Consider the following 12,072-nt stretch of genomic DNA (forward strand, 5'->3'; position numbering starts at 1 on the left):
ATGTGCGTTAGTTCTGTGCTCGAACATCCACCTTACAAACGGCAATCCAGCCTATCGTTTCTACTTCGCCTATTGATCGACGAAGCAGAAACTTTTATGTTATTCCGTTATTTAACGCTTTCCACTTCCACCTGTGTATCCGAAAAAGTGGGCGCGCGACCGAAATCGGCGTATTCCAAAGCGGTCAGCGCATTGGATGTAGGTGAGTTGGAAAGGCTTGACCAATAACCTACCGGAGCTACTACCACACCTGGAAGCACGGTATCGTTAACTTTAGCGACGACTTCCATCGAACCTCGTGAATTAAACATCCTAACTTTCTCGCCATCTTGAATGGAACGCTTGTCAGCATCGTTCGGGTGCAGCACGATGTGAGGCTCCCCGACAATCCGCCGCTGCCGATCGAAGTTGCCAAAGCTTGAATTGATAAATGCGTGTGATTTGGGCGATATCATATTTAGCGGATACTTATCTTTAAGATGCAGCTCCGCAGACTCCCGATAATTTGGTAACGGGTCCAACGGCTCGCCAGGCTGAAATTCGCTATAGCCTTCGCGGAACAGAATAGATACTACATTTCCTTTAGCTGCCGTAGCGGAATACAATTCCACTTTACCCGAAGGCGTTGGGAAACCGCCTTCTGCGAACGGCGCATATTCGTCCGGATGCGGCAAATTTAAACGCGCAAACCCGGTTTCCTGAAGGCTCTCCACTGTAATTCCTTGCAATTGAGGCGCTGACCATTCCAAAAATTGCTCTACCATTTCTGCATCGGTCAATTTGAAGCAATCATCGTCAAATCCCATCCGCTCTGCCAGGCGACGAAACAATTCCGTATTCGGGACAGCCTCTCCTAGTGGAGCAATGGCAGGTTGATTCAACGTCAGATAATGATGTCCCCAAGAGAACATAATGTCGAGTTGCTCAAGCTGAGACGCTGCCGGTAAGATCAAATCAGCATAACGAGCCGTATCGGTCATAAATTGCTCGCTGACGACCGTAAACAAATCTTCCCGAGCGAGACCGCGTAGAACTCCGCCTTGATCGGCTGTCGATACGGCAGGATTGGAGTTGTAAACGACCAGCGCCTTGACCGGTGGGCCTTCCACTTCTCCAGCCAATGCCTTGCCAAGACGCCATTGGTTAATGACCCGAGTACCAGGCTTGATCATATCCGGACGAAGCATACGATCCCAGCGGAGCGGGAAGTTATATAAGCTCAGTTGCAGGATACCTCCGCCTGGTTTGCGGAACGCTCCGACTAGCGCTGGCAGGCTTGCGATCGCTCTCATAGACTGACCGCCATTGCGGTTGCGTTCCATCCCGACACCAACCCGAATAGCCGCAGGCTGAATCGTCGCATATTCGCGAGCCAATTGCACAATGGTTTCTTCAGACAAACCTGTAATCTCCGCGACTCGGGAAGGCGGGAACTGCTGCGCCCGCTCTTTAAGCTCCGCATATCCGACCGTATAGTTCGCCACATAATCGGCATCGATCAGATTCTCGTTGATAATTACATTCATCATGCCGAGCGCCAGAGCGCTATCTGTACCTGGACGAAGCGCGATATGCCAATCCGCTTGTGCAGCCGTCTTCGTATGAACAGGGTCGATAACGACAATTTTGGCGCCTCGTTTGCGCGCTTCCGCCATAAACTTCCATTGGTGGAGATTGTTGCTCAGCACATTAGCTCCCCAGATGATAATATATTTCGAGTGAACGATACTTTCCGGGTCCAAGCCCACTGCTGGCCCAAGTGTAAAATCATAGGCGGATGTTGCGCCGCTATCGCAAAAAGTACGTTCGGATACGGAAGCGCCCAGCTTATGGAAAAAAGCGTCGCCGACGGTTAGTCCATTGAGAATCCCTTGAGTGCCCAAGTAACTGTAAGGCAAGATCGCTTGCGAGCCGTATTCGGACACGATCGATTTGAACTTTGCCGCTATTTCGTCAAGTGCTTCATCCCACGTTATTTTTACGAATTGGGCTTCACCTTTCGCGCCGATCCGCTTCAATGGATACAAAATTCGCTCCGTGCTATACACTTTCTCTTGATAATGATTCATTTTGGCGCACAGATGCCCGGCAGTCATAGGATGTGTCGGGTCGCCCTTGACCGATGTTGCCACACCATCTTCAATCGTCACCAACATCGTGCAAGTGTCAGGACAATCAAGCGGACAGGCTGCCTTTACGACACGTTTGGACAGAACAGATGGTGTACTCATAGTTCTCGTCAACTCCTTATATATCATTTTGTAGTCAAGCTAGATCGGACTAGCACAGCAGCATACTATCCTCCAATTTGCGACATTCTTCTGACTGTTGGCTGGTGAGAACGCTGTTCGTTAGCTAACGCTTGAGCCATTTCATGCGTCTCCGGCTTCTGGGCGAGCGCCTGCTTTAATACATGCTCGATCAGCTCCGGCTGACCGATTGCTGGGCGAACATTGGTCTCGTAGTTCCAGTAGAGACATGGCTTGATCATGCCGTCCGCCGTTAACCTCAATCGGTTGCAATTGGAACAGAAATGGTCGCTGACTGGATGAATTAATCCGAACGATCCTTGCGCGCCGGCGATTTGGTAATTGTCGCTGGGGCCATTGCCATACACTTCATGAATACGCTGATAGGACATCCCGAGCGCCTGGCAGCGCTGTAATACGGTTGACAGCGGCACATACTGGCTTCTCCAATCGTTGCTCTCATGACCGATCGGCATATATTCGATAAAACGGACGGTCAGCTTACTATTTAGCGTTAACGCTAGGAAATCGTCTATTTCATCGTCATTCATGCCTTTCATTAGCACGACATTAATTTTGATCGGATCGAATCCAACCCGGATAGAGGCTTCAAGCGCCGCCAGTACTTTGCGTACGTCTCCCCCTCGCGTAATAAGCCGAAACCGGTCTGCTCGCATGGAATCAAGACTGATGTTAATTCGCGTCAATCCTGCTGCCTTCAGCTTTTCGGCTTTAGCTGCAAGAAATATACCGTTCGTCGTTAACGCCGTATCTTCAATACCTGGAATGGTAGTTAATCTCGAAATCAATCGATCCAAATTTCTTCGCACTAAAGGCTCTCCGCCTGTTATGCGAAGCTTACGAACTCCCATGCTGGCAGCGACCGTGACCACTTCGACGATTTCATCATCAGACAGCAACTTTTCTTCAGGCTCAAATTCCATTCCTTCCTCAGGCATGCAATACACGCAGCTTAAGTTGCATTTATCGGTAACTGAGATGCGCAAGTAATCATGTTTCCGCCCGAACCGATCCTGTAATATAGATTCTGTCACTTGGTCACCCCTTCATAATGTGATGTAAATTAACATTTAAAACTATGAATGATGTTTTTTTTATTATATTTTTATTTTATTCGAGAATCCAATGCAGATTTAACATACCCCCTATAACAAAACGAATATAAAGATGATTTTTTCATAATATTAAGACAGATTTCCTTTCATTTAATGTTACTTAAAGGCTCGGAAAATATGTTATTATTGATCTACTAGATAAAGGTGAGGATTGATTGTATGTTCCATAACTACTTGGGAAAATTAATATATGAATTGGATAGAGAAAATAATGTGTTAGTCTGGCGCGTCACCGATCAGTTGGATTATATGGAGTGCAAAAAGATATGCGATTTGATTAAAAGTCTCGTTTTAAGCATGCCGCATATGAAAGCGAAAATTATCGCCGACAAACGGTATTCGTATGACAAATATGGTCATGCTCTAATTTTCAGCCGTAGTGTCAGCGATGAATGGATGAGGCTGCAAGAATGGCTCATCTCGCATAGTCCTGCCGTTGCCGTCCTGTGCGGAACGCTTGCTATGAAAGCTCAGACGAATCGCTTATCCAAGCAGAGCGGTTCCTACAAGATTTTGAGATCATTTTATGACAAAGATCAGGATAAGCTGCTGCGCAAAGCGTATGCCTTCCTCGAAATTCAAAGCAATACTCTGGCAGAAATGCCTGATACCGTTTGGAGAGATGTCCCTTGAATATTAGAGATATGGAGATTTTTGCGCAAATCAACGCCTATGGCAGCATCTCAGCAGCAGCGGAAAATCTTCATCTTTCTCAGCCTGCGATTAGTCGAAGAATCGGAGTTTTGGAGAAAGATTTAGGATATGAGCTGTTCGAACGAATCGGGCCGAAGCTCGTTTTGACGCCAGCGGGGAAAGTTTTCCTAAAGTACTGTATCTCTTTTATGGCGGATATGAAGGAGATGGAGCACGCCATCCGTTCCGTATCCGAGAACCTACAAACATTCACCGTCGGAATGGTGGATGTACTTGCAGAAACAAGGCTATCGCTTGTGTTTAGACACTTTTGCCAAATGTATCCTTTGGTCGATATTAAGTTGTATACGGCTACGAACGATAAAATTACCGAGATGGTCGCAAATGGACTAGTCGATCTCGGCATTAAATATTTTCAAGATAACAATGTCAAAAATTTAGAGCAAATCAAAATCGGCAATGAACAATTAGCCATCATCGCCGCCTATAACAGCCAATATATTAAAGAACCTCATTCCATCCAACAGCTTGCCGATGCCAAATGGATCACTTTCCCAAAAGAAGACCCTTTCGGGTCTATTATCGCGTCTTTCCAGCATTATAACCGTCTGCTGTATAAAAGAACGGTTAGTCGTCATCTTGAAATTGGCAGTCTGACTATGCAAAAAAGACTGGTCGAAGCTGATTTAGGGTTATGTATCCTTCCACTCTATAGTGTTGCTGATGAAGTACAATCCCGTAAGCTGCAAGTGCTGCAAACCCCCATGCCTGAGATCAATTTCCCAATTATCGCGCAGTATCGCGTGACCTCACCTGTGATCGAGTTTATTGAGATTTTTCTCGATTTGACTAGCATGGAGTGAGGGTGGGTGAGGATAGTTTGAAATGTACTCCGTGTCGTTAATGAAGCTATCGACTGAATGGTGAAGCTTGCCTTTTCGAGTAATGCAAAAAGCTATGTCTTACGTGGATCGTATAGGATCAAGTTCATTATTAAGTTCACCAATCAGAAAACGGCTGCATGCTGAAGCCTGGTTTGATGCAAGTTGTTATCTGCTTGGTTGCTGTTGCATAGTGGCAGAAGCGCGGCTCTGGCGGCTCTGTGAGTATTTGTTTTGATTTTGCAGCGCGCGGCTTCTGACCGAGTGCTTTGATCTGCCCGCAGATGGGTTAATCGTCCGCTTTCTAGAAAATGGTAAAGTTTCTCAATCATGAAGTTGAAGCACGAATCATCGCGCTCCAGACGATGAGCTGAGCTGGCTTCTTCGAACTCTTGCGTTCTATTATGGTCATTTCCCCTACTTATGATACGGCTCCCCCCGATTAATCTTCACCGCCCGATACACCTGCTCCACCAGCACCAACCGCATCAACTGATGCGGCAACGTCATTCGTCCAAAACAAAGTCGCTGCTGCGCTCGTTTCAGCACCTCATCTCCAATCCCATGACTCCCACCGATCACAAACACTACATGACTACTCCCATACGTCCCGAGTCGATCAATCTCCGCCGCCATCTCCTCTGAACTCCACAGCTTCCCGTCCAGCGTCAATGCCACCACATGTGCATCCGGCTTAAGCTGCGCCAAAATCCGCTCGCCTTCTTTATCCTTGACGATCTTCACCTCGGCATCACTGAGCGTGTCCGGCGCTTTCTCATCGTTCACCTCGGTAATTTGAAACTTAATATACGGTGCAAGTCGCTTACTATACTCTGCGATCCCTTGCACCAGATACTTCTCCTTTAATTTGCCCACACCGATAATTTGAATATGCATATATCTGCCCCTTTTCCCGTATTAAATACTTCATTATGTAAAATAGTCACCAGACCATTCGCCTCATAAAGTAAATTTTCGCCTTAACTCTTAACTAAAGTATACCATCCTCTCCAATCCCAGACGCTAGCCCATGTCAGTTCCATACATCCCCATTCGTTACAACATAACATTCAAAAAATCCCTTTCATCTCTACCCTAACCCTATTCCTTTAAAATAAACTCATGATAAACTAAGTCAAATGCAACTAAGATCAGATAGTCGCCTTATATCGAAAAGATTCCCCGCTATGCAGTAGGCTGACCAGCTTAAATGCAATGTCTGATTCACTCCATCTTATGAAAGATACACTGGAATCGTAGCAGGAGAACATCGTTGCTCTGTACGATCAAACTACTGATTTAACGCGGTCAGCCTACTAGAAGCTTGTCTTAAATACATTTACAATTTATCGATCCAACAATCGCTTGGTGTTGAACAGATTTAGGGACGTTCAAACACAATTTTCATTTGAGACAGCCTACTAGAACAGCATAAACTACCATCTCTCCTACCATTGGATAACTACTGTTATCGTGCACTATAGAAACTTCGTGCGCCACTCCCCCACCCAAATTGAAAACTCCCTCCACACCAACCACCTACGGTTGGCGCAAAGAGAGCGCTTGCCAATCTTATTTCATTCCTTCATTACTATCGGCAATCCAATTTCAATATTTAATACATTATTGGAATATTGTGTAAATCTTTATTCTGCTTATTATTTCCCTTTCACCGCTTCAGCTACAATCGTCGCATACACTCGCGCTCCAGCCGGATTCACGTGTACGCCATCTGTCGCGAAGAAGCTGTCTTGTCCTTTACTCGCAGAATACCAATCGACTACACGAATGCGGCTATCCTCGGCAGCAACCGTATTGATCGTATTGTTGACGAGCGTTTCCCACGGGCGTGGGACACGGGTGTTGACGAGTATAATTTTGCGGGCGCTGCTTAGCTCATCCAGTAAATCTTCGAGCTGTTCTTGCGTAAATGATCCGTTCGTGCCCAGTTCGAGAATGACGGTAGAACCGAGATGACCGCCACGGCGTAACTGGCGGATCACGTCAGGTGCTTCGGTCATCTGGCGGCCGACACGACCGTCGATCGTAATGCCTGGCATCGTCTCGGTTAGGTAATGCGCGACGTCCAGCATTACCGAGTCACCGATGGCGGTAACGCCGTTACCGGATACGATCTCATCCAAGTTTTTCTTCGTTGCGGCGGCTGGTAACGATGGCGCTGGTGCGGCTGCCTTTGGCCCGTTGCCACTCGTCGAACCGGAATCGTCGCTGTTATCTGTTCCAGTGTCATTCGTATCACTACCGGATGTTGATTTGTCGGATGAATCGCTATCTGAGGTAGAAGATGTATCGTTGCTACCGTCCGTTGCAACAGCTCCGTTTTCGTCTTTGTTTGTATCCTTTTTATGTGTCGCTGATTGACTATCTTGATCTGTCGTTTTACCTTCCGACGACCTGGATTCACCAGAACCGGAAGCATTTTTATCGCCTTCTTTGCCATCTTTATTCGTATGCGACACATTGGTCGGTGTTGTCGTAGAAGATGAGCCTGTGATGAACACGGATTGAGGCTGTTGCTGCGCTTCTGCCGTTTCTGAGACGGCTTTGTTCGTTAACAGATGACCGAGCACAGCAGCCAACATGATAAATACAGCGGCAGATGCACCACCGATCATCCAACCGCGACGGCTGCGCCAGTTGGAGCTGCCGACACGACCGAACGCGTAGCGGAAGCCTTGGCGACGAATCGGCTGTTCGACGAAGCGCCATGACAGCTCTGCCAATGCCAGACTGACCAATACTTGAAGTATCGCGCGCACGATCGATGGCTCGCCGGTATCGACCTGTGGCGTGCTCAGCGTAATGACTGGATAATGCCATAGGTACAGTCCGTATGAACGCTGTCCGAGCCAGCGCAGCGGCTTGCAGCCGATGAGCACAGCTAGCCGGCTTGCCGGATGTGCCAGCACAGCGATCAGCAGACCGGTCACAAGCGAGAGCAGTACTAGACCGCCACGGTACAAAAATGGATCGTATTCGTTTGTATGCCAGATCGACCAGACTAACACGAGCAGTGCGCCTAACCCTACGCCATCCAGTAACGTTTGCGCCGGGGCGGATACATTGGACTTTAGCTTCATACTTGGCCAAACGATCGCCAGTGCGGAACCGATTAACAGTGCAAAAATGCGTGTATCGGTGCCATAATATACACGGCTTGGGTCTGAACCGGGCACATACAATACCGCCATCAGCAAGGCGGAGATCAGCGCCAAACTCATAATCCAGCCTGCCAAATTACCGCGCTTCGGCAAAAATTTAAGCCCCAGCATTAGCATAAACGGCCATAACAGATAAAACTGCTCCTCCACCGCCAGCGACCATAAATGACCGAGTGGGGAAGCTGGGCCAAAGCTTTCAAAATACGACACTTTGTGGAAAATAAACCACCAGTTGCTCACATACAATAACGCAGCCGGAATATCGCCCTGTAGTGCGGCAAGACGACCATGATCTCCGATCAGACACCATAGCCCGACGACGACGATCATGACGTACATTGCTGGCAATAGCCTACGTGCACGCCTTTTCCAAAAGTCGATCATATCAAATCGTTGATTACGTTCCCATTGACCTGCAAGTATATCGGTGATCAGATAACCGGATAATACGAAAAAGATGCCTACCCCGAGCAATCCACCTGGTGCCCAGTCCGTATTCAAATGATATAAAATAACCGCCAGCACCGCGAATGCGCGCAATCCATCCAAACCCGGCATATAACGATGCTGCTGGAGCGGCTTAGACATAATAAGTCCACCGCCCTCTATGTATAGTTAAGCCGTTTGCCACGGCGATCTCACAACAGTTATGTTGCATTAGCGTCAAGTGTTCCGTTCGTAGCTTCAGAGCCTTGATGTCTTTCATATTCTTTTATCCTTTCCAGTGGTCACTCTTATTCCGTGCACAGCACAGCTGGCAGGAATCGACAAGACCCATTATATCCAAGTATTCTGCGCGAATCGTCTCAAACGAGTTAAAATTGGTTTACAGCAACGTCGTATTTTACTTTTAACCTAATCATGTTCGCCTTGCATCTGTGCCCAATAAAGACACAGGAAAACAAGGACTCGGAAATTGCGGTCCCTACCCTGTATGGCATCATGATCTATACTCGCTAATGGGAATGTATGGCTGGTATGTTGAGTAGTGTATCGCATTCGTATTCAATCGGCTGCTGGCTGAATTGCAATTCAGCCAGCAGCCGATATCGTATAGCTCCGTGATCAGCAGATTCATGATCGTGCCGGATCGGCAGGGAGATCAGACGACCAGAAATTCGCCGTGCTGATCACAATAAACACATTTTGCAGGTGGGTCCCAATCGGAAAATTCCGTTTCTTTCAGATCGACCACATCCGGTGCATCTTCATATTCATCAACAAACGCTTCAAGCGCGTCTTCTACATGCTCTTTGCATACTACATACATAAATAATAAGCTCCCTTTTCCCGCAGTTCCGGCTTGATAACCGTTACTGTTCCGTTGTTTCAGTGTGCCAACGCTAGCCATTATGTGGCGCTGTTTGCCAACCGCTATTTACGCTCCGGTGTATCTAGCAACGTTGTCGTAGCCGTCTGTTTTTGTCCATCACGATAATACGTTATTTTAATCGAGTTACCGATTTGTTTTTTGTCGTATAAATATTTGCGCAGTTCAAGTGTCGAGCCGATCGTTTGTCCGTCCAGCTGGACGATCACATCGTTAACTTTTAAACCTGCGTCTTTGGCAGGACCGCTCACTTCAAGCACAACTGCACCTTTGGTCACATCGTCAGGCAAACGAAGTTTGGGCGCATCGCTATTCGCCTCTGCATCATAGGAACGGTAGGCGGATTCGTTATCTAGATCGATGCTGTACACACCCAGATAAGGGCGGTTAATTTTGCCATGATCAAGCAATTGTTGTACATTGCGCATCACTTCATTGATCGGAATCGCAAAACCGAGACCTTCTACGCCGGTATCGGAAATTTTCATCGTATTGATACCGATGAGCTGACCGCGCATATTGACAAGTGCGCCGCCGCTATTGCCTTCATTGATCGCCGCATCGGTTTGAATGACGTTCTGCTCCCAGTCATAATTGCCATCCTGATTAAGCGACACCGGGATTAGACGATGATCATAACTAACAATACCTGATGTCATCGTACCATTAAATCCGAGTGGATTGCCAATAGCGAGCACGGTTTCGCCTGGACGAAGCTGATCGGAGTTACCGAGCGCGACGGTATGATCGATATGTTTGCCATCGACAGACAATACCGCGATATCGCTAATAAAGTCTGAACCGATCACATTTGCCTTTAACATCGTGCCATCGGTCAGCACCGCATCGACTTCATCTGCGCCGGAGATGACATGATTGTTAGTGACGATATACGCTTTGCCGTCCGTTTTGCGGAAAATTACACCAGAACCGAGCGCGGATTCATCCAATGTGGACATTTCCGGTTTGTTGTCATCTTTGTAGTTTACGATGCTGACGACGGCGGGGCGCACTTGCTGGGCAACCTGAACGATGCTCTCATACGGATTGCCTGACGTTTGCTGAGTCGGCAGCATGCCGCTTGCAGTAGCCGCACCGGAATAATGATCATGATACAGAAATAGTCCGCCCATAATCGCACTGATCGTCACCGCACTTGTGAGCGCGCTAATCATGACGACACGAACGGTGGACATCCCACGACGCACCGGTTCGTAAACAGACCGAAATGATGAATTACGCTCATCCGCCATCACATGTCGTTTGGAATGGCGGGATACTTTGGTGGAGTAGAAATCGTCATCAAATAGCGCCATACTCATCGCTCCTCTGCTGTGTTTCCCTATGTGTCACTCTACCCACCTTGATCTGCATCGCCTATCGGCGCAAGCAGCTTTTACCCTTTTTGCTTACCTATTATTAATAATATATGTTGTATTGCCTCAATTTTGCTTACTGTGTATTGTATGAGCCATACGTTCATCTGCGATGGCATCTTTTATTCATTGGCAAATGGATACAGACGAATGAAGCACAACTTTCCACCTATGACGACCTTTTTATAACTCGCGCATCGTCATGAATAGAGCATCAAAACGATTCAAATACGCTCATATACCAATTGCAAAACGTTATAACAACGCATAACGATCATCGTCAACTTGAACACCGCTTGAGTTGGCAGCGGTGTATGCCTCTATGTTCATTTTGTTCATCGTAGCGCCTACAAGCTTTATGTGTTGTGTTCGATAACATCATATAAGCGCTTGCTGTATAACTTAGACCGTACTTTCCCACTTTATACCATTCACCGCTCCGGTTCAAGATTCACTTAGCGCATCCCACGGTGTAGGACGATCATAATACGTGTCACATAGCTTAAATTCATGCTCCTTATAAAAGCAGCCCCGACTTTCCATCGCATCACGTACCGTCATTTTGGCGATTTCCATCATATTGTGATCACGGCTTAAATGTGCCAAATACGTACGTTTCAGCTTTTTGCTGAGCAGCTCGCTAAGCACTTCGCCAGCCGTATCGTTCGACAAATGACCGATATCGCTCAAAATACGCCGCTTCGTATTCCACGGGTAACGACCCATCCGCAGCATTTCGATATCATGATTCGCTTCCAATACGAGCACATCCGAATCGGCAATACTTTGCATTACTTTGTCGCTCACATAACCGAGATCGGTAGCGAGACTTAGCTTTTGCTCACCATCCCGAAAAAAATAACCGACCGGCTCTGCCGCATCATGCGAGATGCCAAATGACTCAATCCGCAGCGAGCCAAAGCTTAAATAGTCGCCCGTCTGCATCACTTGCTTTTGTTCCGGTGTAATTTTGCCGACCGCTTTTTCCATCGCTAGCCATGTTTGTTCATTGGCATAGATCGGCAAATTGTATTTGCGTGCGACCGCACCCAAACCGCGAATATGATCGGAATGTTCATGTGTGATCAGAATGCCTTCCAACTGATCGCCGCTAAAATCACGCTCTTTCATCAATTCATCGATCCGTTTTGCGCTTAGCCCTGCATCGATCAACAAGGCTGCATCTTTGTTGCGAACGATGGTGGCATTGCCTGTTGAACCGCTCGATAATACTGTAAATTGTATACCCGTGCCTATCATTCGT

The 12,072-nt window shown here is 47.3% G+C and carries 9 protein-coding genes; 2 read left to right on the forward strand and 7 right to left on the reverse strand.

All coding sequences use genetic code 11. The annotated features are described in order from the left end of the window. Positions 1–107 precede the first annotated feature (107 nt). Complete coding sequence (locus U1I11_RS15885; protein ID WP_322907123.1) at positions 108–2,231, reverse strand: molybdopterin-containing oxidoreductase family protein; 2,124 nt, start codon at positions 2,229–2,231, stop codon at positions 108–110. Positions 2,232–2,296: 65 nt separating this feature from the next. Beyond that, positions 2,297–3,304 carry a GTP 3',8-cyclase MoaA gene (moaA, locus tag U1I11_RS15890; protein WP_322907124.1) on the reverse strand — a complete coding sequence of 336 codons (1,008 nt, stop codon included), beginning with the start codon at positions 3,302–3,304 and terminating at the stop codon, positions 2,297–2,299. Positions 3,305–3,544: 240 nt separating this feature from the next. Here moaA and U1I11_RS15895 point away from each other — a divergent pair, with 240 nt between their 5' ends. Together U1I11_RS15895 and U1I11_RS15900 are read left to right on the forward strand one after the other, a co-directional pair. Then, entirely contained in the window at positions 3,545–4,018 is a 474-nt protein-coding gene (locus U1I11_RS15895; protein ID WP_322907125.1) for a hypothetical protein, read from the forward strand. Continuing rightward, positions 4,015–4,902, forward strand: coding sequence for a LysR family transcriptional regulator (locus U1I11_RS15900; RefSeq protein ID WP_322907126.1), 888 nt, complete (start codon positions 4,015–4,017; stop codon positions 4,900–4,902). Before U1I11_RS15895 ends, U1I11_RS15900 begins: the two co-directional genes overlap by 4 nt. Before the next feature lie 435 nt (positions 4,903–5,337). On the opposite strand, the gene rlmH is transcribed toward U1I11_RS15900, so the two are convergent. From rlmH to U1I11_RS15925, 5 genes are all read right to left on the reverse strand, one after another. Then, on the reverse strand, positions 5,338–5,817 hold the full coding sequence (rlmH, locus tag U1I11_RS15905) for a 23S rRNA (pseudouridine(1915)-N(3))-methyltransferase RlmH (protein WP_322907127.1): 480 nt from the start codon (positions 5,815–5,817) through the stop codon (positions 5,338–5,340). 761 nt (positions 5,818–6,578) lie between these two features. After that, the gene (locus U1I11_RS15910) at positions 6,579–8,690 is read right to left on the reverse strand and encodes an acyltransferase family protein (protein ID WP_322907128.1); all 2,112 of its coding nucleotides are present in this window, start codon (positions 8,688–8,690) and stop codon (positions 6,579–6,581) included. A gap of 514 nt (positions 8,691–9,204) precedes the next feature. Next, positions 9,205–9,372 (reverse strand): CxxH/CxxC protein, encoded by a 168-nt coding sequence (locus tag U1I11_RS15915; protein ID WP_188778351.1) that lies wholly within the window; start codon positions 9,370–9,372, stop codon positions 9,205–9,207. Positions 9,373–9,476: 104 nt separating this feature from the next. Continuing rightward, on the reverse strand, positions 9,477–10,748 hold the full coding sequence (locus U1I11_RS15920) for a trypsin-like peptidase domain-containing protein (RefSeq protein WP_322907129.1): 1,272 nt from the start codon (positions 10,746–10,748) through the stop codon (positions 9,477–9,479). Positions 10,749–11,252: 504 nt separating this feature from the next. Then, complete coding sequence (locus tag U1I11_RS15925; protein ID WP_322907130.1) at positions 11,253–12,068, reverse strand: MBL fold metallo-hydrolase; 816 nt, start codon at positions 12,066–12,068, stop codon at positions 11,253–11,255. Positions 12,069–12,072: the final 4 nt, after the last annotated feature.

The sequence above is a fragment of the Paenibacillus campi genome (genome assembly GCF_034659835.1).
Classification (GTDB): domain Bacteria; phylum Bacillota; class Bacilli; order Paenibacillales; family Paenibacillaceae; genus Saccharibacillus; species Saccharibacillus campi.

What these genes read in the sequence shown, in the direction of transcription:
- rlmH (WP_322907127.1), bottom strand. Translation starts at nt 5,817, where the DNA reads ATGCATATTCAAATTATCGGTGTGGGCAAATTAAAGGAGAAGTATCTG.
- U1I11_RS15920 (WP_322907129.1), bottom strand. Translation starts at nt 10,748, where the DNA reads ATGGCGCTATTTGATGACGATTTCTACTCCACCAAAGTATCCCGCCAT.
- U1I11_RS15925 (WP_322907130.1), bottom strand. Translation starts at nt 12,068, where the DNA reads ATGATAGGCACGGGTATACAATTTACAGTATTATCGAGCGGTTCAACA.
- U1I11_RS15895 (WP_322907125.1), top strand. Translation starts at nt 3,545, where the DNA reads ATGTTCCATAACTACTTGGGAAAATTAATATATGAATTGGATAGAGAA.
- U1I11_RS15915 (WP_188778351.1), bottom strand. Translation starts at nt 9,372, where the DNA reads ATGTATGTAGTATGCAAAGAGCATGTAGAAGACGCGCTTGAAGCGTTT.
- U1I11_RS15910 (WP_322907128.1), bottom strand. Translation starts at nt 8,690, where the DNA reads ATGTCTAAGCCGCTCCAGCAGCATCGTTATATGCCGGGTTTGGATGGA.
- U1I11_RS15885 (WP_322907123.1), bottom strand. Translation starts at nt 2,231, where the DNA reads ATGAGTACACCATCTGTTCTGTCCAAACGTGTCGTAAAGGCAGCCTGT.